The organism is Acinetobacter sp. YH01005, from assembly GCF_013420465.1.
GTDB classification, from domain to species: domain Bacteria; phylum Pseudomonadota; class Gammaproteobacteria; order Pseudomonadales; family Moraxellaceae; genus Acinetobacter; species Acinetobacter amyesii.
The window spans coordinates 1-22,868 of the sequence record NZ_VOYA01000027.1 but is presented as its reverse complement, the minus strand read 5'-3'; the positions used below and the strand labels follow the sequence as shown (position 1 = coordinate 22,868).

Annotated in this window: 20 protein-coding genes; 10 read left to right on the top strand and 10 right to left on the bottom strand. The window is 42.9% G+C overall.

Annotation, left to right across the window (positions count from 1 at the left end; genetic code table 11):
- Positions 1-89: 89 nt before the first annotated feature.
- The 5 genes from FTT72_RS14315 (at position 90) to rsfS (ending at position 6,014) form a co-directional block, all read left to right on the top strand.
- Entirely contained in the window at positions 90-2,897 is a 2,808-nt protein-coding gene (locus tag FTT72_RS14315; protein ID WP_180178583.1) for an ATP-binding protein, read from the top strand.
- Positions 2,898-3,008: 111 nt separating this feature from the next.
- The gene (locus tag FTT72_RS14310) at positions 3,009-3,797 is read left to right on the top strand and encodes a crotonase/enoyl-CoA hydratase family protein (protein ID WP_180178582.1); all 789 of its coding nucleotides are present in this window, start codon (positions 3,009-3,011) and stop codon (positions 3,795-3,797) included.
- A gap of 32 nt (positions 3,798-3,829) precedes the next feature.
- Positions 3,830-4,699, top strand: a complete 870-nt coding sequence (locus FTT72_RS14305; protein WP_180178581.1) for an NAD(P)-dependent oxidoreductase — start codon at positions 3,830-3,832, stop codon at positions 4,697-4,699.
- Between the two features lie 42 nt (positions 4,700-4,741).
- The gene (locus tag FTT72_RS14300) at positions 4,742-5,539 is read left to right on the top strand and encodes a hydroxypyruvate isomerase family protein (protein ID WP_078191282.1); all 798 of its coding nucleotides are present in this window, start codon (positions 4,742-4,744) and stop codon (positions 5,537-5,539) included.
- A 73-nt stretch (positions 5,540-5,612) separates the two neighbouring features.
- Positions 5,613-6,014 (top strand): ribosome silencing factor, encoded by a 402-nt coding sequence (gene rsfS / locus FTT72_RS14295; RefSeq protein WP_078191283.1) that lies wholly within the window; start codon positions 5,613-5,615, stop codon positions 6,012-6,014.
- Positions 6,015-6,105: 91 nt separating this feature from the next.
- Here the strand turns inward: rsfS and FTT72_RS14290 are convergent, their stop codons facing one another.
- From FTT72_RS14290 to FTT72_RS14270, 5 genes are all read right to left on the bottom strand, one after another.
- Entirely contained in the window at positions 6,106-6,723 is a 618-nt protein-coding gene (locus tag FTT72_RS14290) for a hypothetical protein (protein WP_180177127.1), read from the bottom strand.
- Between the two features lie 13 nt (positions 6,724-6,736).
- On the bottom strand, positions 6,737-8,068 hold the full coding sequence (locus tag FTT72_RS14285) for an ammonium transporter (protein WP_180163292.1): 1,332 nt from the start codon (positions 8,066-8,068) through the stop codon (positions 6,737-6,739).
- 332 nt (positions 8,069-8,400) lie between these two features.
- Entirely contained in the window at positions 8,401-9,855 is a 1,455-nt protein-coding gene (locus FTT72_RS14280; RefSeq protein ID WP_078191286.1) for an NAD(P)(+) transhydrogenase (Re/Si-specific) subunit beta, read from the bottom strand.
- 3 nt (positions 9,856-9,858) lie between these two features.
- Positions 9,859-10,179 (bottom strand): proton-translocating transhydrogenase family protein, encoded by a 321-nt coding sequence (locus FTT72_RS14275; protein WP_180008997.1) that lies wholly within the window; start codon positions 10,177-10,179, stop codon positions 9,859-9,861.
- An 11-nt stretch (positions 10,180-10,190) separates the two neighbouring features.
- Positions 10,191-11,318, bottom strand: coding sequence for a Re/Si-specific NAD(P)(+) transhydrogenase subunit alpha (locus tag FTT72_RS14270; RefSeq protein WP_078191288.1), 1,128 nt, complete (start codon positions 11,316-11,318; stop codon positions 10,191-10,193).
- A gap of 940 nt (positions 11,319-12,258) precedes the next feature.
- On the opposite strand from FTT72_RS14270, the gene FTT72_RS14265 reads away from it, so the two are divergent.
- Complete coding sequence (locus FTT72_RS14265) at positions 12,259-13,176, top strand: DMT family transporter (protein WP_180004610.1); 918 nt, start codon at positions 12,259-12,261, stop codon at positions 13,174-13,176.
- A gap of 123 nt (positions 13,177-13,299) precedes the next feature.
- The gene (locus tag FTT72_RS14260) at positions 13,300-14,496 is read left to right on the top strand and encodes an MFS transporter (protein ID WP_180178580.1); all 1,197 of its coding nucleotides are present in this window, start codon (positions 13,300-13,302) and stop codon (positions 14,494-14,496) included.
- Between the two features lie 54 nt (positions 14,497-14,550).
- Here FTT72_RS14260 and FTT72_RS14255 read toward each other — a convergent pair whose 3' ends face one another.
- The 3 genes from FTT72_RS14255 to FTT72_RS14245 all read right to left on the bottom strand — a co-directional run bounded on the left by FTT72_RS14255 (position 14,551) and on the right by FTT72_RS14245 (position 17,306).
- Entirely contained in the window at positions 14,551-15,195 is a 645-nt protein-coding gene (locus FTT72_RS14255) for a HEPN domain-containing protein (RefSeq protein ID WP_180004612.1), read from the bottom strand.
- Between the two features lie 97 nt (positions 15,196-15,292).
- On the bottom strand, positions 15,293-15,703 hold the full coding sequence (locus FTT72_RS14250) for a hypothetical protein (RefSeq protein ID WP_180178585.1): 411 nt from the start codon (positions 15,701-15,703) through the stop codon (positions 15,293-15,295).
- A 187-nt stretch (positions 15,704-15,890) separates the two neighbouring features.
- Positions 15,891-17,306, bottom strand: coding sequence for a methylenetetrahydrofolate reductase C-terminal domain-containing protein (locus tag FTT72_RS14245; protein ID WP_180178579.1), 1,416 nt, complete (start codon positions 17,304-17,306; stop codon positions 15,891-15,893).
- Positions 17,307-17,590: 284 nt separating this feature from the next.
- Between FTT72_RS14245 and dusA the strand changes: the two genes are divergently transcribed.
- On the top strand, positions 17,591-18,622 hold the full coding sequence (gene dusA / locus FTT72_RS14240) for a tRNA dihydrouridine(20/20a) synthase DusA (protein WP_180113191.1): 1,032 nt from the start codon (positions 17,591-17,593) through the stop codon (positions 18,620-18,622).
- 118 nt (positions 18,623-18,740) lie between these two features.
- On the opposite strand, the gene FTT72_RS14235 is transcribed toward dusA, so the two are convergent.
- Positions 18,741-19,262: an Asp-tRNA(Asn)/Glu-tRNA(Gln) amidotransferase subunit GatC gene (locus FTT72_RS14235; RefSeq protein WP_078191306.1), complete on the bottom strand. Its 522-nt coding sequence runs from the start codon at positions 19,260-19,262 to the stop codon at positions 18,741-18,743.
- Between the two features lie 389 nt (positions 19,263-19,651).
- Positions 19,652-20,923 (bottom strand): bifunctional phosphopantothenoylcysteine decarboxylase/phosphopantothenate--cysteine ligase CoaBC, encoded by a 1,272-nt coding sequence (gene coaBC, locus FTT72_RS14230; protein ID WP_078191307.1) that lies wholly within the window; start codon positions 20,921-20,923, stop codon positions 19,652-19,654.
- Positions 20,924-21,035: 112 nt separating this feature from the next.
- On the opposite strand from coaBC, the gene radC reads away from it, so the two are divergent.
- Both radC and FTT72_RS14220 read left to right on the top strand, forming a co-directional pair.
- A complete protein-coding gene (gene radC / locus FTT72_RS14225; protein ID WP_180022585.1) occupies positions 21,036-21,737 on the top strand; it encodes a DNA repair protein RadC in 702 nt (233 codons plus the stop codon).
- Between the two features lie 75 nt (positions 21,738-21,812).
- Complete coding sequence (locus tag FTT72_RS14220) at positions 21,813-22,724, top strand: bestrophin family protein (RefSeq protein WP_078191309.1); 912 nt, start codon at positions 21,813-21,815, stop codon at positions 22,722-22,724.
- The last annotated feature ends 144 nt before the right edge of the window (positions 22,725-22,868 follow it).

Here is a 22,868-nt window from a genome sequence, read left to right as displayed (position 1 = left end):
CTCGCTTTTTCGCGAAAGTGATTAAAGCACAATCAGTTTTAAATAATCCATGCTAATATTCGGGGCATAAGGAATAAACTGCTTAAACCATGTCAAATATCAACAAAAAGCTTTTTAAACGCCTACACTTAAATCATGCCTATGGTCAGTTGATTGCACTTATTTTTGTGCCGATCACCATTTTGGCCTGTGTCGGTGCAATGTTGGTAATAACAGAAACCTCCAATGCAGCCAAAGCACAACAAAAACAAATGGCTGTCGCGATCCTGACGCGCTATCAACCCACGTCAGAATCTGCCATAGAGTTACTCAACCTTTATCCGTGGCAGTTTGATCAAGCTCGTAATGCCATGCAAAGCATGTTGAATGAAAAACATTTGATTCGTGCTGCAATTTTAGATCTTAAAGGCAACAACCGCCTGAGCATCGGCTTTCAAGATCAAGCTATTTGGCCTGCTTTTGACAGTAAAGCATCTTTTATTGGACCGATTGCACATCAGGGCAACCATATTTATGCCCTGAAAATTTCAGATTCAACCCAGACGCCGGCATGGTTAAGCATTGAACTGGACAATCAACCGCTGCAAATTGCCCGCTATCGCGTGTTAATCGTGTTGATTGCAACAGGTTTATTGACACTCTTATTACTTTTGCTGTGTTTGAATTTTTATTCACGTCGTTGGATCGCACCAATGTACGAAATTCGCATGCAGTTACAACGTTTAAATGCCGACACCCTAGATCAACACATGATCATTAACAGTACTGGTGAGCTCCGCTTATTACAGCGTGATATTGCCAATGTGGTTAAACGCTTACATTTCAGCTTTTTAGAACTGCGTGAACATACCGAACAAACTGAAGATGATTTAAGACGCACGCTTGATACTTTAGAAGTGCAAAACATCACCTACCGTCAAGCACGTGACCAAGCGATCCATGCCAATCAGTCGAAGTCGGTGTTCTTGGCCAATATTTCCCATGAACTGCGCACGCCACTCAACAGTATTGATGGTTTTATTCATCTTTTACTGCGCCAAGGCAACCTCAGTAATGAGCAAAATTTATATCTACAAACGATTCGTAAATCTTCTGCGCATTTATTGGCTTTAATTAATGACGTGCTCGATTTCTCCAAAATTGATGCCGGCAAACTAGAACTCGAAACTGCGCAATTTGACTTAGAAGAAGCCGTCTTTGATGTGATGGATATGTTGTCGCCATTGGCAGCGCAAAAGCACATCGATATGACCTTCTACTATGCGGACAATGTGCCAAAATTTGTGGTCGGCGATGCCCTACGCTTCAAGCAAATTTTGACCAACTTAATTTCAAATGCGATTAAGTTCACTCCAGATGGTGAAATTATTGTCCGTGTCCGTATGGAGCATGATGACATCGGTCAATGCCTGCTGCACTTTAGTGTGCAAGACAGTGGTATCGGCCTAAGCGGTACCGACCGTAAGAAACTGTTTGAATCTTTCTCGCAAGGTGATGCATCTGTGACCCGTCAATTTGGCGGTACAGGTTTAGGTCTTGCCATCTCCAAACAATTGGTCAGCCTGATGCATGGACAAATTGGCTTTGAAGATAACCAAGAACGTGCCCCAACAGAAAAAGGCTCAACCTTCTGGTTTACTGCGCGCTTTGTGGTCGATGAAGAAATTGAAATTGTGCATCCACAATTTAGCAATCTACAAGTCGTTTCCTACTTGGCACATCCAGCAACTGCCAATGTCCTACGTCATTATTTAGAAAATTATGATGTTGAACATATTGAAACGCAGTCAATCCTAGATTTATTTAGCCGTCTCAATCAGCTAAAAACCAATGAAAATACTTGGTTAATTGTTGACCATAGTGGTGACTCCGAAGCCTTACTGAAAGAAATTCGTCATCGTTATAGCGGTAACTTAGCAGTTTATGGCTACCAAATGATGCTCGATCCAAGCATGTTGAACGAGTACCGTGCTCGCCCATTGCATCAACCACTTAGCCGTACAGCATTGGTTCATTTATTGAGTAATGAGCCTTGGTTTGATCAGGAGCAACATGAAGAATTTAATGGTCAAGGTCTGCACATTTTAGCTGTCGACGACCATTTACCAAACCTGATTGTGCTTGAAGCCCTGCTCTCTGAGTTAAATGTTAAAACCACTAAGGCTTTGAGTGGACAAGAAGCCATCGAAATCATTCAGGCTCGCCAAGAGCAAGGTTTGGCAGCTTTTGACCTCATCTTTATGGATATTCAAATGCCTGTGATGTCAGGTGTCGATACCACGCGCGCTATTCGTTCACTTGAGTCAACCTTCGAAAATCATAAGCGCCTTCCAATTATCGCTTTGACGGCACATGCGCTCTCTGATGAAAAACAAAAACTCCTACAAAGCGGTATGGATGACTATGTCACCAAGCCAATTCAAATGGATCAAATTATTCAAATCTTGACCCAATGGACTACCGATAACTTTAAGAAAGTGCCGGTTTTAGAGCGCAGTTCGGTGATTGAAGCCCTAGAGCCAAGTATTTTAGATTGGCAGCAAAGCTTGCAGTTGGCCGCGAATAAAGAAGATCTTGCGGTCGATTTACTGAAAATGCTCGTCGATAGCTTTGAGCAAGAAATCCATGAAATGGCACAGCTCATCGAAGATGAAGATTTTCCACAATTAGAGCATGTGCTACATCGGCTTTATGGTGCAACCCGCTATGTGGGCGCTCCGACCCTCCAAGAGGTTTCAGGTCAATTTGAGCTATTTGTATCGACCTTACGTAAGGAACGCCGTAAAGCGGATGACGCTTTTGTCCAAGAAACCCTGAACCGTTTCGATGAGTTAAAAAATGTCATGGCACAAGTTGAACACGCGGCTCAACAAATCTTAGCCAAACAAAATAATTAAGCGCAGTCCGACTAAAGTCAGTGCCGTCCAGCTTCTGTTGTGACTGCACTGTCATGTATCCTGTCAGGGTGCATGCTATGCTCGGGCGCAGAAACAACAAGAGTAATTACCATGGCTTTATTACGTGTAGAAAAAAATAATGGCATTGCAACGGTTTACTTAAACCGTCCAGAAAAACGTAATGCAATGAGCTTTGCATTGCTTAAAGAATTGGTCAGCATTGCTGAAAAATTAAAAAAAGATCGTAGCTTACGCTGTGTCATTTTAACGGGTGAAGCCAATGTATTTAGTGCTGGCATTGATTTGGCTGACCTCAATGATCCGAAAAATCGTGCCTATGCCGCGTGGGAACTGTTAAAGCCCGGTCAAAGTTTATTTCAAAAAGCCTTTCTGATTTGGCAACAACTCCCTGTGCCGGTGATTGCCGCACTTGAAGGCTTTTGTTTTGGAGCAGGCATGCAACTTGCCTTGGCTGCCGATATCCGTATTGCCCACCCGAAAACGCAAATGTCGATTATGGAAAGTCGTTGGGGCTTAGTTCCTGATATGGGCTTAACTCGCTCACTCAAAGGTGTGATAGGACTAGATTTAGCCAAAGAATTAACCTTAACAGCACGTATTTTTGACGCAGAATATGCCAAGGAAATTGGCTTAGTGACGCATTTAAATGAACAGCCTTTGCTTCAAGCGCAGCAGTTAGCCGAAGAATTATCACAACGTTCACCAGATGCCTTGGCAGCGGCAAAACAAGTGCTAGATGCCATGGAACATAGTCCAAAACGATCTTTACGTTTAGAAAAAATCTGGCAATTTAAATTACTGCTCGGCAAAAACAGCCAATTGGCACGTAAAAAAGACAAGAACCCAGAGGTTCAGTTTTTACCACGCCAATATAAGTAAAATAGTCACACAGGATAGATTGAGTACAGCACATGGCGTTTGATCGTAATACAAAAATTGCATTTCTAGGTATGGGGCTGATGGGTAGCCGCATGGCCACGCGCCTCATTCAGGCAGGATTTGAAGTTGCGGTGTGGAACAGAACTGCCGCTGCGTGTGATGAGTTGATTGCGATTGGCGCGACGGCGCTTCAATTGGAGAATATTGCCCATTATCCTGTGGTTTTATCTTGTCTCGCAGATGATGCTGCTGTTGCCGCGGTGTATGCAAGCATCGAAACCCATTTAGCGGCAGGACAAATTATTGTCGACTTCTCGAGTCTTTCTGTAAATCAAACCCATCAATTGGCTCATACTGCAACGTTGAAACAAGTCACTTGGATTGACTCTCCTGTTTCGGGGGGCACAGCCGGTGCTGAACAAGGCACCTTGGTCATCTTTGCCGGTGGTGATGCTGAAACGATTCAAGATTTGAGTCTGATTTACAATGTTTTATCTCAACGTGTTACTCGCATGGGCGACTCAGGTACAGGTCAAGCCACCAAAATTTGTAATCAGCTGATCGTCGCTGCCAATAGCACGTTAATCGCAGAAGCCGTCGCATTAGCCGAGAAATCAGGTGTAGACACCACGTTATTAGCACCAGCACTTGCTGGTGGATTTGCAGACTCAAAGCCTTTTCAGATTTTAACTCCACGTATGGCAACGCATCAGTTCGAGCCCGTGCAATGGAAAGTTCAAACTTTATCTAAAGACCTGAATAATGCAGTCCAACTGGCTGCCCAGTTTGAATTAAGCATCCCTGTTGCCAGCCTTGCTTTATCGCAACTCAAAGCCCATCAGGACAATGGTTTTGCAGAAAAAGATTTAGCCACCATCATTCAACATGTCGAACAAAACTAACGACTTTCACTTTAGAAGTAAATTGCTTCAAGGACGATATACATGACTCAGCTCGCGGTTAATTTATCCATGATTTTTACCGAAGTGCCGTTGTTAGAGCGTTTTGCTTTGGCTCGTGAACATGGTTTTAAGCATGTAGAAATTCAGTTTCCGTATGAGCTGAGTATTGAGCAAATCCAAACCCAGCTCACTATCAATGATTTAAGCCTGTGTTTAATTAATGTCCCTGCGGGTGATTTGATGCAAGGCGGCGATGGTCTTGCGGGAGTTCCGGGGCGTGAAAATCAATTTCATCAGGCCTTAGAGCAATGTATTCGCTATGCCACTGCGTTAAATGTACCGAGTGTCAATATTTTAGCCGGCAAACAGCCCCAAGATGCAGACTTACTCCCATGTTTAAATACCTTGTCAAGCAACCTTAAACTGGCATGCCACATGTTGTCCGAACATCATATTCAACCGGTATTTGAAATGATTAATGGCACTGATATGCCGCGCTTTTTGGTCCAAAATATTGCCCAAGCTCAGGAAATGCTTGAAGCTGTACAACACTCTACTTTGAAGATGCAATATGACTGCTACCACATGGCGATGATGGGTGAAGATATTCTCAGTACTTTGGCAGAAAATATTCAGGATATCGGTCACATACAGTTTGCTGACTGTCCGGGGCGACATGAACCTGACTCAGCGCAGATTCCATTTGCAGAGATTTTTAAATGGTTAGATCAAAGCCAATATACAGGTTACATCGCGGCTGAATACCGACCACGAAGCAACTCATCACATTCTTTTGCGTGGAAAGACAAATACTTCCCTCATTTAGCCAATGGCCAATGACGTGTTGATTTGAAATTCAGCAACAAAACCGCTATATTAGACCATGTAAAATTGTCAGGAAATCATACCCTCTATGAATTTAGAACCATCGCCCAGCGCTTCTAATTCTCTCGATCTCGCAAAATCAACGCAAATCAAAGACGTACAAGCTTGCTTAGCTGTTGTACGTGAAGCACTTGAAGATGTAAAAGCCAAAGATATTATTGAACTTGATATCAGCACTATCAGCAACGTAGCAGATGCGATTGTTATTGCGAGCGGTACTTCAACTCGTCACATTAAGTCTCTTGCAGACAACGTGGCAGAAGAAGCACGTAAAGCTGGATTCCGCCCTATCGGTGTTGAAGGCGAACGTGATGCAGAATGGATCCTGATTGATCTCGGTTTTGTAGTGGTACATGTGATGTTACCTACAGCACGTAAATTCTATGATTTAGAAAGCTTATGGCGTACAGCTCCAGAAACTGTAGCTTAAGCTTCCAGAAAAAAGCGACCTAATTAGGTCGCTTTTTTTATCCCTTCACTTTATACACGGACAATCAGCTTCATGGTGTTTCCCCCCGGCACTAAACCAGTTGATGTAAATCCACCTCAGGATAATTGGCTTTAATTTTCAGCTTGGTTTGTGCATAAACTTGGTCTGCACGCATCGGGCCATAAAAGTCACAATACACTTCATAAATGCTCGTTAAAACTTTGGCATAACTGGTCAAGGGCAAAAACTCGACAAAACTCGCCGTATTTATTTGTGCATTTGCCGCAATTGCCAGCCCGATTTCTTCTAATTGCTCAATCACATCTTGGGTGAAATCAGCCTGATCTGTAGATTTCACCGTCAGCATGACTGACTCGATAAAGCCTAAAAAAGCGTCGCTAATGGTCTCTGCAATGGGCTCGTCGTCTTGCTCCTGCTCCTGCGGTTTTTCACCCCTTAACAGTTCCTGCTTTTCCAAGGTAGATAACTCATACAAAACTTGCTTCAGCATATCTTTACGATAAAAGCGAAGCTCCTCTGTGGTACAGATATCATTTAAGAAGCGATTCAATACAAATGATGGTTTCATGCTGTACTGCTGCTCCCAGTGCCGTAGCGCACTGTCGAGTAACGTCCCATGAATAAAATGTTGTAAGCCTTTTTCTAAAGCTTCGCGGCGTTGTGCCAAATTTAACAGTTCGGTGCTCATTGCTTTACTCTTGTTAATGACGTTTAGTCATATCATCCGTTTCAAAAGTCACATCTTTTTGAAACTCGGGATAAGACAATTCAGCATGCTCGGTATAGTCCAAACCCCGTTGTTCATGTTGCTTACTCACCCGTAAGCCACCCAACAATTGATCCAAGACCTTAAATACAATGAACGCAACGCCAAAGCCCCATAAAAAGGCTGCAATCACCCCAAGCCCTTGTATCGCGATGACATCGCCATTAAACATATTATTTTCAAGGAAGATCCCTGCTGCCAATGTTCCCCATGCACCACAGAAACCATGTACCGTCACCGCATCCACCACATCATCCAGTTTCATTTTTTCCATGAGCATTGGCAGGAAGGTCACCATAACACCTGCACATAAACCGGTGATGACTGCATAGAGTGGAGACATCGTTGCACAGCCTGCCGTAATGGCAACTAAACCACCCAGTGAGGCATTGATCGTGCTGCGGATCAAAATGGCTTTAGATCGGATGAGGCAGAGCAACATATATGCAACCGCGGCAGCACACGCTGCAAGATGCGTATTTAAAGCAATACGTCCTACGCTGACATTGGCATTAATGGTCGAGCCTGCATTAAAACCAAACCATGCTAACCATAAAATAAAACCGCCTAATGCTACCAAAGGTAAGTTATGCCCCGGTAAATAATGGCTTTGCCCATTACGTCCAAATCGACCCAAACGTGGACCCAGTACGATAATGCCCGCTAAAGCCACCCAGCCGCCCATCGAATGCACCACGGTCGAACCAGCAAAGTCGATAAACCCGAGTGCTTTTAACCAACCGTCTCCACCAAATAAACTGCCCCATGCCCAACTACCAAAGACAGGATAAATCAGACCTGAGACAACGGCCGCACTCACCACATAAGCCACAAAATGAATCCGCTCCGCCATTGCACCACTGGCAATAGTGGTTGCCGTTGCAGCAAACATCATTTGGAAAAATAGAAGGTTCCAGTGCCAATCATCCAGTTGATCGGGTGCAAAATGACTTAAGCCAAACCAGCCCGTGGTATTTACCCCAAACATCAGACCAAAACCCACCAACCAGAACACCAGACCACCCAAGCAGGCATCCATGTAGTTTTTCATGAGTACGTTCACGGTGTTTTTACTGCGAACTGAACCACTTTCGATCATGGCAAATCCGGCTTGCATAAAGAACACCAAGATGCCACCCAGTACCACCCAAATACTGTCGAGCGAAATACGAATGTCTTGAATATTACTGGCGATTTGCGGGTCGACTGCCCATGCAGTCGATGTCAGGACACTCAGAAACAGTGCCATCAAGTATGTTTTTTTCATGATTATTCCCCCAAGAATAACCATGCTGTGCAAAAAGAATACCAAATTTCAGACAATTAATTATTTTTCAATGCATTGCGTCACAAAACCAGTTCGCGACAATATTTTGAATCACTGAGATCGAATTTAATGAAACAAAACAGCGCATCAATCTGCACCTTGGTTTCAAAATACGCATCAATTTGATTCAAGCACCTGATGCGCTAAATATTTGTGCACTTTTAGTGTGAAACATCAATTAATCAAAAGCGAACAAAACAAAAAACCACCCGAAGGTGGTTTTAAATCTTCCTCAGTCCCGCTTTATCACAGCGGGACTTTGGCAATATGGATTAATGACCGCCGCCATTAATGGCTTTTGTCATATCTTCCACAACTTTCTTCGCATCACCGAAGATCATCATCGTTTTATCGTTATAGAACAAGTCATTATCTAGACCTGCGTAGCCTGTAGCCATAGAACGTTTGATCACCATAATAGTACGTGCTTTATGCGCTTCAAGGATTGGCATACCGTAAATTGGAGAACTTGGATCGTCTTTTGCCGCTGGGTTCACAACGTCATTCGCACCAATCACCAGTACTACATCAGTTGCTGGGAAGTCTGAGTTGATCTCATCCATTTCAAGAATGTCTTCATATGCAACGTCAGCTTCAGCTAAAAGTACGTTCATGTGACCCGGCATACGACCTGCCACTGGGTGAATCGCAAAACGAACTTTTACACCTTGCTCTTTTAAGATTTCACACAATTCTTTCACGGCATTTTGTGCACGACCTTGCGCCATACCATAACCCGGTACGATCACCACGCTGTCCGCATTTGACATCAAGAAGCCAGCATCGTCTGCAGAACCTGAACGGTGATTACGCTGTGCTTTTTCACCATTATCCGCCGCCGCTACTGCTGTACCACCCATTGCACCACCAAACAAGACGTTGATGATTGAACGGTTCATGGCTTTACACATGATGTAAGACAGAATCGCACCCGATGAACCAACCAGTGAACCTGCAACAATCAGCATGTTGTTTTCAAGCGTGAAACCAATCCCTGCTGCAGCCCAACCTGAGAACGAGTTCAGTAGCGATACCACCACTGGCATATCACCACCGCCTACTGGCGCAATCCATACCCAACCAAATGCAAGTGCAAGAACAGTCATTGCCCAGAAAGCATTCATGTTGCCTGTAGTGAAGAAGTAGATACCACACGCCAACATCGCAAGGAAAATTAAGGCTTGAACAGGTTTTACCCATCCACCTGAAATGGTTTTTGCCCATTTCTTCGCAGCCAATTTACCGTAAGCAAATACCGATGCTGTGAAGGTAATCGCACCAACGAAACAGCCTACAAACAATTCAAATAAATGAACTTTGCTCATATGAGCATGTTCTACACCCGCAGCTGTTAGTACTGCTTCATTTTCCGCGAATGCCGCAGTCAATTGGTTGTTATGTAGAATTGCAGCGATCGCAATCAGTACCGCAGCCAAACCGACTAATGAGTGCATCAGTGCCACAGTTTCAGGCATTTGAGTCATCGGAACTGTTTTTGCACGTGCAATACCTACGACTGCACCCAACACCATTGCACCCACAATCATCCAAATCACTGGATGATCTGCGACAAAGAATGTAGTAATTACAGCAATCGCCATTGCGATCATGCCGTAACGGTTACCTTGAATCGCAGTTTTCGGACCAGACAAACCACGCAACGTTAAGATAAAAAGAACGGCACCAATCAGGTAGAACCAATCCGCATATTCTTTAATGAATTCCATGGATTAACCCTCTTTTTTCTTTTGCTTAGGTTTAAACATTTCAAGCATACGTGCAGTCACCGCAAAGCCACCAAAAATGTTGATACTTGCAAGGAAAACGGCAACCGCACCTAAAATACTTACCACGTTAATGCTTTGGAACTGTACGCTTGCATCCACAATGCCTGGGATGCCAACGGTTTGAATCATCGCACCAACGATAATGATCGATGACAAAGCATTGGTTACAGCCATTAATGGTGTATGTAGCGCAGGTGTTACCCCCCAAACCACGTAGTAACCAACAAAGATTGCCAAGACAAAAATAGTAATCGTTTCAACCATGATGATTCTCCTTAACCACGTTTCAGCAGCACTTGGCCGCCATGAGTGACAAGTAGTGCTTTTTGAATTTCTTCTTCAGGGTTAATCGCGAAGTTCTTTTCGCTATCAAACATGGTTTCTATGAAATTCAAAACGTTACGTGCGTACAGTGCCGACGCTTCAGTCGAAACTGTTGAAGGAATATTTGGAATACCGAGAATTTTCACACCATTTGCAGTCACGACATTTTCGCCGCAAACAGAACCTTCAACGTTACCGCCAGTTTCAACCGCCATATCTAAAATGATTGAGCCCGGTTTCATTTTGGCAACGGTTTCTGCTTTGATTAAACGTGGTGCGTCACGACCCGGTAATAATGCAGTCGTAATCACGATGTCAGCATTCGATACGGCTTTATCAACAATAATCGCTTGGTCGCGAATGTAGTCTTCACCCGGCATCCAGCCATAACCATTTTTCGCAGCATCAGCTGCTTTTTGTTGCTCTTCTGGTGACATTGGTACGTCTAACCATTTACCACCCAAAGATTCAACTTGGTCACGTGCTGTAGGACGTAAGTCAGTTGCTTCAACTACGGCACCTAAACGTTTCGCTGTTGCAATGGCTTGTAAGCCTGCGACACCTACGCCCATGATCACCACACGTGCAGGTTTTACTGTACCTGCTGCTGTCATCAGCATTGGGAACATACGTTGATATTCTGCCGCAGCCAAAAGCACAGATTTATAACCTGAAAGGTTGGCTTGAGATGAAAGTACGTCCATGTTTTGCGCACGAGATAGGGTTCGTGGCAAAAGCTCCAATGCAAATGCAGACACGTTTTGTGACGCAAATTGGTCAAGTTCGGTGTTGCGGTAAGGGTCAAACATCCCTACAACAGTGGTACCCGCTGTGAGTTTTTGAATTTCGTCACCTTTAGGCGCACGAACTTTCAAAATCATTTGACTACCGGTATAGGCATCATCCGTAATTTTGGCACCAACTTGTTCATAGGCGCTATCGATGTAAGCAGCGTTTACCCCTGCTCCACGTTCAATAACGACGCTATGACCAGCGCTGATCAACTTCTTTACTGTTTCAGGCGTCGCAGCGACGCGATTTTCACCGACAACAGTTTCGGCTGGAATTCCGATCTGCATGAGCGTTCCTCAAGCTAATTTTTCTTAAGTAAACATCGCAATCCGCGATGTCTCCCCTCAGGATGTGTTTTTGTACAATTTTTGGATTCTAATTGAACTTTTTTAAAATACTACCCAATATTTATTTAATAAATACCCATATTTTGAACTCATGATTCATGAAAAGAATGGTGCGATATTTCATTTATTCAGTTTTATTTGTCGATTTATTACTCATTTTTATCCTATTTATAACTTTTTAATATTACTTAAGACCAAAAACATAAATAATTTCGCTAGTTTTAGTGCAGATTGTTTCACTGCGTTGATCATTGTGACATTTTCATTCAACCCACAATGAGCTGAACGTGTCATTAAAAATCGACTTAAGTCAGGTAGAGTCACTCTTTCATGCAGACTGCATCAGCTCGTTGACTCATTTGACAGTTTTGACGTGTTGACCTGCATTGAAAACTGACATTTTTCTGCCACAGTCTCGTCAAATTGGTCAGCTTGAATATCCGATGGATTTTTGCGCACGTTTCGGGTTTATCGAAGTCTTGCCCTCCCCACCTGATGCTTCGCCTTAAGTCTTAGAATTGACTTTTTTAGCTAAAAAAATAATTTTTTGAATATTTAGCATCATGATATCGCTACTGACTTTCTATCCCTAAAAAACACTATTGCACCATTTGTGTGCAATTTTCACCTTAAATGTTTCAGCCTGATATATTTGACCTGCCGAGTCATGTTGAGATTAAAAAATTCAAAACCAAATTGGTCATTTCTTCCGCTGTTTTTCATGTTTGATCTAGCAATCCCTTATGCATAAAGGAATAAGTACTATTCTTTTTTGCATTTTTACTCGCACGATGCATTTTTTATAATCAAAATGACAGTTCAAACTTATCAGAACAATGCTGTCGAATTCGTTCAGTCGTCATGAGGCACACCTTAACTTATGTCAAGAAACCTTAGTCCGCACTTCATCGGTGCAATTTTTGCACTGATTGCTGCCTTCTTGTTTAGTACCAAAGCGATTTTTATTAAGCAAGCCTATGCACTTTCTCCTCTTGTCGATGCCACAGTCCTCATGGCTTTACGCATGATGAGTGCATTGCCGTTTTTCTTGGTCATTGCATGGCTGAGTCGACGTTCCTATCAAACGATTCAACGAAAAGATTGGGTGCTCTTGCTCATTTCCGGTCTAATCGGCTATTACTTTTCGAGTTGGCTCGACTTCCGTGGCTTGATGTATATCAGTGCTTCGCTTGAACGAATTATACTTTTCCTGTATCCCACATTAACTGTACTGGCTTCCGCTGTTTTATTCAAAAAGCCACTGAGTTTTAAAACCATCCTTGCCCTGATTTTAAGTTATGGCGGGACAGTGTTAGTGATGCTACAAGAACAAAGTACCACACCACATGATCAGTATTTTTGGCTCGGATGTAGTTTGGTTTTTGCCAGTGCCGTGTTATTTGCAATTTACTTATTACTCACGCCAGGCCTCATGCAAAAGTTTGGTTCTTTACACTTTACTGGTCTAGCCCTGAGCATAGCCTGCGTTGGGACGATTATTCATTTTCTATTTGCAACACCACAGCCTATCGCCTTGCTCCAACAACTCCCGAGTCAAGTCTGGCTGTATGGTTTAGCGCTAGGACTATTGGTAACCGTGCTTCCAACCATTTTGATGATGCAAAGTATCGTCCGACTTGGGGCTGCACAATCGGCTATGATTGCCTCTATCGGGCCCATTTTAACGATTTTACTGGCCGTCGCTTTATTGAATGAACACTTAAACCTATGGCAATGGGTCGGTTGCGGTCTGAATATGCTGGGTGTCTTGATGATCAGTCTCAGTAAGAAATCCTAAACGCGTGCGTGGATACAATTCACAGAGAAACACTTTAAGACCTGTTTGATTTTCCTTATAGTGACCACAACAGCGTGGCAGCAAATTCTTTGCATACGCTTCCGCCCAATATCTGGACAATTTATGAAAGCCTCGATCGACATTAGCCATGATAAAACCCTGTTGTGGCTTATGGCTGCTGCATGTGGTTTATGTGCGGGTGCCAATTATTATTGCCAACCTTTAGTGGCTTCTATCCAACAGAGCTTTCAAATTCCACAATCTGAAGTTGCGCTAACCGTCACCTTTGCGCAAATTTCTTATGCTTTGGGTCTACTGTTTATTGTGCCGATTGGCGATATTGTGAATAAAGCCAAATTTATTCCATTACTCATGCTTGGTGCGACTGTCGGTTTAGCCCTCTGTGCTTTTTCGACCAATCTATACATGCTTTGGGCAGGAACCATTATCACGGGGCTATTTTCAGTGGCTGCTCAGGTTCTTATCCCTTTGGTCACTGTTGCGATACGACCTGAAAAAATTGGGGCAGTTGTTGGCTTTTTAATGAGTGGGTTATTGGTCGGCATTCTGTTATCGACCAGTCTCTCTGGCTTATTGTCCTATCTGTTTCATTGGAAATCGATTTACATCCTCAGTGCGCTCTTGATGTTGGTATTAGCACTCTTACTCAAAAAACGTCTGCCCGTGGTCAGCATCACACGGATGCCCTACAGCCAAGTTTTCCAGTCAATGGGCGCATTACTCAAACATGAGCCACGGTTAATTTTCCGTTCTCTAATTGGAGGCTGTGTCTTTGCCGCGATGAGTATGCTGTTTTCCACCATTGCCATGTTACTGACTGAGCCACCTTTTCAATTGGCCGATGTTTGGGTCGGTGTTGTGACTTTAGTTGGTGTATTTGGTGCCCTATCGACACAGTGGATTGGGCGTTGGGCGGATTTGGGTTTCAACCGAAAATTAACTTGGCTCGGTTGCAGCATCTTGGCCCTCAGTTGGGGACTGCTGTACTTGGGTGGATCATCTCTTGCTTTTTATATTTTGGGCTATGGTTTAATCAATCTAGGTTTGGCAATGGTGCATAGCTGTAATCAAAATATTATTTTCCAACTCAACCCGATTGCACGCTCTCGAATCAATTCAATTTACATGACTTTTTATTTTGTCGGTGGTGCATGTGGTTCAGCTTTGGGCGTATTTGCATGGCATCATGGCGGCTGGACCACCACCTGCATGACAGGGATTATTTTAGTCATTGCTGCTGGATTTTTTGTCTTGATCGATCAACTCTATACCGCGCGGCAACTAAAATATCCACAATGAGAAGTATTCATCACCGCAATAAAGCCACATTACTGTGGCTTTAGTTTTTGAAAATTAACTGACCTGCACCACAGGATAAAAGGGTTTGCCTAAATCCAAGGTTTCTGCATTTTCTAAAAGAATCACCATAAACACCGGTAAGAGTGCCAACAGTATTGTACAGCCGTCTTGAAGCTGTTTCCGATTGACCGAACTTTTATAGGTCGCGCCGCCATGAACCATTTGATTGCGTAGCGTATACATGCGATTGAACAGCACCATTAAAATATCAACGGAATCTTTTTCTTTAAGCGCGCGTAGTACTTTTTGTTTTTCATGCGCCAAGCCCTCTTTGCATGCGTCATGGCTAATTTTTTGATTTTGATAATCCCAAAAACCTTGATAAACATAGGGATTATCTAAAAATAACCGTATCGGCTGGCTAAAACGCTCCCATAAAATATTATAGATTTTATGCTCTGCATCCTTTTGGCAAATCACATATAAAAACTGTCTTAAGCTTTGCTTGTCCTGCGCAATCTGTAAGTCTTGCGCATATATTGCGTTGAAGGACACCCACAAACTGATAAATTGCAAATCGAGATCATCTTGAAGATCAATCGACTTTTTCAGCCAACTTAAACCTCGATGAATGCGTAAATTAAATTGGTCGGTATGTTCCGACTTTTTACTTTTGAATATTTCTTCAAGTAGCATCATGCCTGCTAAATTCCAATGGATAATTCGTTTATTTTTCTACCATTTGAACTTAGCGCAATTGTTTACCGGCATGCAATCAAAATATCTCTGTATTCAACTATTTGGTTTCATCTTGTGTGAGATAGGTATAACGTTCTAAGAGATCATTTTCATCAAAAATCAATTCATAGGTCATTTTCTTTCCATTAAAAACGGATTCGGCAGGTGTTCCTAAAAGTTCCCATAACCCCACGGTCGCCACATCTGCAGCACCATGCCAAAATTCACGTCCGACTTTACTGGCAGTCGAATAACCTTGGGTAAAGGTATAAATTTCATAGCGTTTGCCATTTTTATATTCAGAGGTGATTGGTGCGCCAAATTCAGCAATCACCAAGTTACGAGATAGCCATTGTTGAATCATTTCGGTATTTTTCTTGTTTGGCTGCTTGCTTGCCATGACAACTGAACAGCCTGTTGTGCCTGACAATGTAAAAACTAAAGCTAATCCTAAGCAGGTTTTTTTCATCATGTGGTATTCCCCAAATTCTTCAAATTTCTATTTTTAATTTTTGATTTTCATCTGCTGTTGATCTTAATTGTTTCTTTCATCTTTTTCATTTTTTTATACGACTATTCGTCTGATTTTTAGAATGATTAGCGCTTGAAAGATTCACATTTATGAAGGTTTCAGACTGAATAATGCTTTAAGTTAATTATTGTTTTGTTGGTGACGAATTCGGTGGAACAAACCAGTTTTTCCAAGACCTACTATGGCGAGTTTCAATTGCAACGGTAGGGATGAGCTCTTGCTTCAGCATTTTTTCTTGACCCACGGCTTTCGCCAACCGCGCTTTGACCGAGTGTATACACTCACGGTCTTCAAACTCACAGCGGTCAAGGTTGGAGCCACCACAGGGTCCATTGGCTAATCCTTTGGGACAGGTTTCAGGACAAATATATAAGGTTTCACCTAAACGACATTGTCCGCAATTTTCACAGCCCACGATGCCATGTTTACTGATAAATTCTGTTTTCAGCAAGGCCGCATCAGCTTTCGGTTTTTGCCATAATTTGGCCGAAAAAATATAAGATCCCGCCCCTTTGGCCAGTTTTGAACTAAAAAATAACTCATGCATGACATGCATACTTTTATATTTCAAAACTTGTTCAACTGGAGCTTTATGGTTATTTGCGCCCGTCGGTTGGAAGTTCACCTCTACACTAGAGCGCCAAAGCATTTTCCATTTTGCCAAACACTGTTCAAACGTTAATGTCGCAAATTGCAAAATTGCTTTTTGCAACTTCTCTTGCTCTTCCACTTTATGGCAAGCCGATAAATGAACCCCTGCATAACCCAAATGCTGACACATTAAAATTTGTAAGGCACAGCGGGCATAGACATTCTGTTCAGCTTGTATGGCGTCAGTTTGCTGTTCTTGTTGCAAAAAATTTAATACATCTGCTGAAAGCACGATGCCTGCGATTTTTTGCTTGGCCATAAAACGGGCACGGGCAAATGTCAGCGGCATGACACAAGCCAGTACAGGTACACGTGGATAGTATTGCTGCATATAGCGTTGGTAACTGCTCAACACATCCATGTCAAAGCCCAACTGTGTAATCACATAGTCAGCGCCAGCTTGAATTTTTTTATTCAGTTTAAAATACTGCGCATCCTTTTCTGCTTCTGCATATTTAAAAGGATTAAATGCTACCCCTAAATAAAACCCGCCATAGTCTTTGGCTGCCATGACTTGATTGACCGACTCTAAATAACGGCTCCGTAGAGTCGGATCATTTGCCCCATCCTGATGCTGCTTGAGTTTATCGCCACTGAGCAAAAGTAAATTCTCTACCCCGTGCTGCTGAGCATCTTTCAGAAAAGTTTGAAAATCTGAGATATCTCGACCTTTCCCCGAATAATGCAGAATTTTTTCAATGCTTTGAGGGTAGTCATGCAGCGCTTCTAGAGGAGCAATATCCGTGTCACTTTGTACACGGTCAGCCAATGTCATGCACACAGGAAAGCCCGCAAATGTCGTTGGGACCAAATGCGGTTTTTGCGTCGTTAGATATTCAAACGAGATACAAAATTGGCGTTGCATTAGATATTGGGAAAATAAAGACATAAAGGCAGGCAGTTAAATTTGCTGAGAAACCATACAATAAAGTTTATAAAATTATAGATTAATCACATAAAAATTTAAATTACTTAAGCCACACTTCCAACTCATTCTGGCTTAACTTTGAATAAGCCACACTAGCAAGACCATGCCCCAAACCACAATTTATGCTAATATTGCGCGCGTCTTGAAATGCGGTTTTTTTCATCGTATTTCAGACAGCTTTTGGTATTTCTTCACCATTTTCCATTTCGTTCTTCCATCTTGTTCTTTTAAGGCGTGTTTTTTTAATGACTGATCTCCAACCCATTGAAAATAAACTTCAACCACGAATTAGTGTTGCGCCAATGATGGATTGGACGACTCGTGACTATCGTTTCTTTGCACGCTTGTTTAACCCTAATGTGATTCTCTACACCGAGATGGTCACCACAGGTGCGATATTATTTGGCGGTGCGAATCGTCATTTGGACTATAACAACGAAGAACACCCGATTGTGTTACAGCTTGGTGGTTCAAATCCCAAAGATTTAGCGACCTGTACCAAGATGGCACAGGACTGGGGCTATGATGAAGTAAACCTCAATGTCGGCTGTCCGAGTGACCGCGTTCAGAACAATAAAATTGGCGCATGCTTGATGGCAGAGCCTGATTTGGTTGCAGAATGTATTACTGAAATGCGAAATGCTGTTGATATTCCAGTGACCGTGAAACACCGCATCGGGATTGATGACATGCAGTCTTATGAAGAAATGCTGCATTTTGTTGATACGGTTGCAAAGACTGGCTGTAACAATTTTATCGTGCATGCCCGTATTGCCCTGCTGCAAGGTTTGTCGCCAAAAGAAAACCGTGATGTGCCACCTTTACGTTATGAAGATGTTTATCGTCTGAAACAAGAACGTCCAAATTTATTGATCGAAATTAATGGCGGGGTGAAAACCTTTGCTGAAACACAGCAACATTTACAACATGTTGATGGCGTGATGATTGGCCGTGAGGCTTATCACAACCCGTACTTATTGGCTGAGATCGGTCAGCTTTGGGATCTCGAATTACCCAACCGTTTCGATATTATTGATCAGATGCTGCCATATATTGCGAAACGCATGGAAGAAGGTGCACCGCTTTCTATCATTACCCGTCATATTTTAGGTTTATTCCAAAACCTACCGGGTGCTCGAAAATGGCGTCAGGCTTTAAGTGGAGGTAATGCCAAAACCTTTGCCGATGTGGAAAATGCCATTCAAAATATTAAGTATGCAATGCAACGTACAGAAGACTATTTACGTGATCATCCTAAAGTCGTTTTAGAAGATTAATCCTATAAAGTAAAAGCCCGCTATTTTGCGGGCTTTTTTATTTTCATGCCTCACAAAATACGTGTTTGGCAACATCGTCACAACTCAGCTAAATCATCTAAGCAATCAGAATCATCACTCAATGACTATTGACCGTAATGTTCCCTTTGGGAAAAGGCTCATCATCATAGCCAGTCCATTGATAATCGGATGGATCTTCTTCCTCACGTAAACCCACATAGCTCTCAGGCGCCGATGTAACAGGCTCAACCTCTTCGGTTGGCTGTTCCAATTCCTCAACCAAATGATTCAACTCTTGATCTAACTGCGCCTGATATTTTGCAATTTCAGCTTCGTCAATGAAGGCAAATTGTTCTTCATCTATTTTCCATGCATAGCCTTGCAGGTCTTTGTAAATATCGACCAAAACTGTATAAGGCTGACCATCGTATTGCAATGTCGCCTGAGCCTTAAAGCTTAATCCCTTACGCTCTAACACTTTTATATTTTGAATCCGTAAATGGTACTGCCGATAATCTGGATTCTGATCAAACTCGTGCTGCATCTGCTGCTCAATCTGCCGAGATAATTCATCTGTCGAGACAAAATAGCTACAGCCAGCCAAACTCAACAGTAAAAAAATGGTGAGCCATCGAAACATATTGCATCCCCCATGATGCATTTATTCTTGATGAAAAAGTCAGACCGATCACAGATTGCGATCCAAACATTCCTCATTGTTTGCTTCATAATAGCCAATAAAACACACAGTACAAGCCAAATTATCAAGATTTCTCAATTTTATATTTAATTTTGATATCAATCACTTAAATTGCATTTTTACTGTTTTAAAACACTGACAGCCTTGGTCTCTTGCTGACATATTTTTGTTGAAAATGACCATTTTGGTAGTAGTTTCCTAGCCGTCAAATTTTCAATATGAAACCGGTCCCCCTGTGATATCTTCAATAACGAGCCTTAAACAAAACATCTAAAAAGCGCCATAAAAAATCCCCGAACATTGCGGGGATTTTGAGGAATCAACTGAAATTATTCATCGTCCGTTTCAGGCTCATGATGTAGCGCATCATGTATGGCTTCCACCAATTGCTGTGCAATTTCTTGTTTTGACGCTTTCTCTAAATCACGCTTTTCCATTTGATATTGATCGGCGAAGAACACGGTCATGGCATTTTCGTCTGAAGCAAAGCCAATGTCTTTACGTGAGACATCATTGCACGCAATCATATCGAGTTTTTTCGCCACAAGTTTGCCTGCAGCATACTCCTCGACATTGCGTGTCTCGGCAGCAAATCCAACCATAAATGGACGTTTTGACTGCTGCGCAATCGTTGCAACGATATCTGGGTTTTTAATTAATGCCACATTGAGTTCATCACCAGCTTTTTTGATTTTATGCTCTGCAACTTCTGCCACGCGATAATCCGCAACGGCTGCTGTTGCAATAAAAATATCACAGCCTTCATCCAGCATTTGCAGACTGGTCTCTAACATTTTAATTGCAGACTGCACATTAATCCGTCGTACACCATTTGGTGTATCTAAACTTACGGGTCCTGCGATCAGCGTTACTTTAGCTCCAGCTGCATAACAAGCCGCTGCCAGTGCAAAACCCATTTTCCCTGTGCTGTGGTTGGAAATATAACGAACAGGATCTATCGACTCGCGTGTTGGACCTGCTGTAATCGCTACATGTTTACCGGCAAGCATGCCAAATTTTTCAGCAATAGCTCGCTGTGCTTGATGAAAATAGGCCGTCACTTGATCCGCTAAATCTTCTGGCTCAGGCATACGTCCTAAGCCCACATCTCCACAGGCTTGAGAACCGGCATCGGGCATGATCACATGTACGCCATCTTCAACCAGTGTATTTAAATTACGCTGTGTCGCTTTGGCTGCCCACATTTGCTGATTCATCGCAGGGGCAACCCAGACGGGTGCTTTTGTTGCAAGATAAAGTGTAGAAAGAAGGTCATCTGCTAAACCCGCCGCAAATTTTGCCAGCGTGTCGCAACTTGCAGGAGCAACCAATACCAAATCAGCCCAACGTGCCAATTCAATATGCCCCATGCCCGCTTCTGCTTCAGGATTGAGTAATTCGGTATGCACAGGGTTGCCTGAAAGCGCCTGAAATGTTAGCGGGGTCACAAAGGCTTGCGCACCTTGAGTCATCACCACGCGCACATCAAATCCGGCATCTTTTAATCGACGGACAAGAATGGCACTTTTATAGGCTGCGATACCACCAGTGACACCTAAAAGAATATTTTTTGTGGGCATTACACTTAAATCAAAGCTCACGAACAGGCTACCTATCTGTTGCAGTGGCGCTCACAATAGCATTAAATATGCACTGACCCAATAATCTGCTGTGAAAAAGCCGATTGACTGATAATAAAAAAGTCTAAGAATAATGAATAATTCAATTAAAAATTGGCCTGAACAAGAGCGCCCACGTGAGCGCCTGATTCAACAAGGCGCACAAAGTTTATCCGATGCTGAGCTACTGGCTATCTTCCTACGCTCAGGTTCCCAGCAGCACTCTGCTGTCGAACTCGCACGAGTCTTGATCCAACACTTTGGTCAGTTGCAAGCGCTGATGGATGCGTCACTTGAGGATTTACGCCAGTTTCATGGCATTGGAAACAGTAAATATGCGCAGCTCATGGCGGTAAAAGAACTCGGTAAACGCTATGTGAGTCAACATTTTCAAAATGAAGCTTTGCACTTGCAACACTCTGAACAATTACAAAATTTTCTTCGCTTTGAATTTTTAGCGGAACGTCAAGAAGTCTTTGGCGTGCTCTGCCTAGATGCGCATTTAAGAAAAATAAACTTTAAAAAACTTTTTTATGGTAGCCTCAATACCTGTGAAATTTCCATCAATCAACTGCTACGTTATGCCATTTCTGAACACGCCAGCAGTATCGTCATTGCACATAATCATCCTTTCGGTCGTGCAGAACCTTCTGCTGCCGATCTTGAATTGACTCGACTCATTCAGCAGGCTTGTCAGCTGGTGGAAATTCGACTGATCGATCATTGCATTATCTCAACAGAAGGGAGTTTTTCCTTTGCTGAACATGGCTTGCTCCAAGCACACTCATCTGCATGAAACAGTTATTGACAAGTGCTTGAGCAAACCCGAAGATCATCATAATTTTTTAAAACTAGAAATTATCATTCGAACATGATCGTCCGTGACCAACCGAGTATTTTTAAACTGCTATTTTCTTGGCGAGGAACGATTTTACCTAAGGTTTTACCGCCGCTCGGGATCGTTATGTTGCTGTCTGCCATTGTGGGCGGCTTATCCTATGTCGATATCTTCCATTTTACCGAATTTCCTTTGGTCGGCTTTACCCTGATCGGTGTTGTGCTGTCGATTTTCTTGGGCTTTAAAAACTCAGCCTGCTATGACCGTTGGTGGGAAGCTCGGCGTTTATGGGGCATTTTGATTGCCAACGCGCGACATTTTGACCGTGACTGCCGTTTACTCAGTCAAGGCCGTCGTGAACGTGTGATTCAACATGTGATCGTCTTTGCCAACGTTTTACGTGACCGACTCCGCCATCAAACCGCCAATCCCACTGAACTGGTTGAAACCAGCGGCATGAGTGCGAATGCCATCACCCAGTTATACCAACAGGCCAATGCACCGCAGTACACGTTGAGTTTGATTCAATGGGAGCTAATGCAAGCGCTCAAAGATGGTGAGATTTCAGATATTATTTATACCCAGATGAATCAGCATGTGATGGAACTCAGCACCGTACAAACCGGCTGTGACCGTATTGCCACCACGCCATTACCGTTTGCGTATTCAGTCTTGCTGAATCGAACCGTTTATTTTTTCTGTTTTGTCTTACCCTTTAGCTTGGGTTCTACTTTAGGCCTTGCGACCCCCCTTTTGGTCGGGATTTTGGCCTATACCTTTTTAGGCTTAGATGCGCTGAGTTCTGAGATTGAAGAGCCCTTTGGTACACAAAGTAATGACCTTCCATTGGACTCGATGGTGCGTACTATTGAAATTGAACTTCTTGGAACTTTAGGAAAACCCACCCCACCACCGATTCAAGCTAAAGATCATAATTTACTGTAATTGATCAATGGGTCTAAACAGAGGTGGTTCCACTTGTTTGAACAACTAAAAGCGTATTTATAAGTGATATTCTGCTCTAGTTAAGCCACCTTGTTTTGTTGCGGTAGCTGATCATAGTAAAACTCATTTGGTGTCATTTTGTCT

Bases quoted from the DNA above. Each gene is read 5' to 3' on its own strand.
- rsfS (WP_078191283.1), top strand. From the start codon at position 5,613: ATGAATTTAGAACCATCGCCCAGCGCTTCTAATTCTCTCGATCTCGCA.
- FTT72_RS14245 (WP_180178579.1), bottom strand. From the start codon at position 17,306: ATGTCTTTATTTTCCCAATATCTAATGCAACGCCAATTTTGTATCTCG.
- FTT72_RS14255 (WP_180004612.1), bottom strand. From the start codon at position 15,195: ATGATGCTACTTGAAGAAATATTCAAAAGTAAAAAGTCGGAACATACC.
- FTT72_RS14285 (WP_180163292.1), bottom strand. From the start codon at position 8,068: ATGAAAAAAACATACTTGATGGCACTGTTTCTGAGTGTCCTGACATCG.
- FTT72_RS14260 (WP_180178580.1), top strand. From the start codon at position 13,300: ATGAAAGCCTCGATCGACATTAGCCATGATAAAACCCTGTTGTGGCTT.
- FTT72_RS14315 (WP_180178583.1), top strand. From the start codon at position 90: ATGTCAAATATCAACAAAAAGCTTTTTAAACGCCTACACTTAAATCAT.
- FTT72_RS14265 (WP_180004610.1), top strand. From the start codon at position 12,259: ATGTCAAGAAACCTTAGTCCGCACTTCATCGGTGCAATTTTTGCACTG.
- FTT72_RS14280 (WP_078191286.1), bottom strand. From the start codon at position 9,855: ATGGAATTCATTAAAGAATATGCGGATTGGTTCTACCTGATTGGTGCC.
- FTT72_RS14305 (WP_180178581.1), top strand. From the start codon at position 3,830: ATGGCGTTTGATCGTAATACAAAAATTGCATTTCTAGGTATGGGGCTG.
- FTT72_RS14220 (WP_078191309.1), top strand. From the start codon at position 21,813: ATGATCGTCCGTGACCAACCGAGTATTTTTAAACTGCTATTTTCTTGG.
- radC (WP_180022585.1), top strand. From the start codon at position 21,036: ATGAATAATTCAATTAAAAATTGGCCTGAACAAGAGCGCCCACGTGAG.
- FTT72_RS14300 (WP_078191282.1), top strand. From the start codon at position 4,742: ATGACTCAGCTCGCGGTTAATTTATCCATGATTTTTACCGAAGTGCCG.
- FTT72_RS14250 (WP_180178585.1), bottom strand. From the start codon at position 15,703: ATGAAAAAAACCTGCTTAGGATTAGCTTTAGTTTTTACATTGTCAGGC.
- FTT72_RS14290 (WP_180177127.1), bottom strand. From the start codon at position 6,723: ATGAGCACCGAACTGTTAAATTTGGCACAACGCCGCGAAGCTTTAGAA.
- dusA (WP_180113191.1), top strand. From the start codon at position 17,591: ATGACTGATCTCCAACCCATTGAAAATAAACTTCAACCACGAATTAGT.
- FTT72_RS14270 (WP_078191288.1), bottom strand. From the start codon at position 11,318: ATGCAGATCGGAATTCCAGCCGAAACTGTTGTCGGTGAAAATCGCGTC.
- FTT72_RS14235 (WP_078191306.1), bottom strand. From the start codon at position 19,262: ATGTTTCGATGGCTCACCATTTTTTTACTGTTGAGTTTGGCTGGCTGT.
- FTT72_RS14310 (WP_180178582.1), top strand. From the start codon at position 3,009: ATGGCTTTATTACGTGTAGAAAAAAATAATGGCATTGCAACGGTTTAC.
- FTT72_RS14275 (WP_180008997.1), bottom strand. From the start codon at position 10,179: ATGGTTGAAACGATTACTATTTTTGTCTTGGCAATCTTTGTTGGTTAC.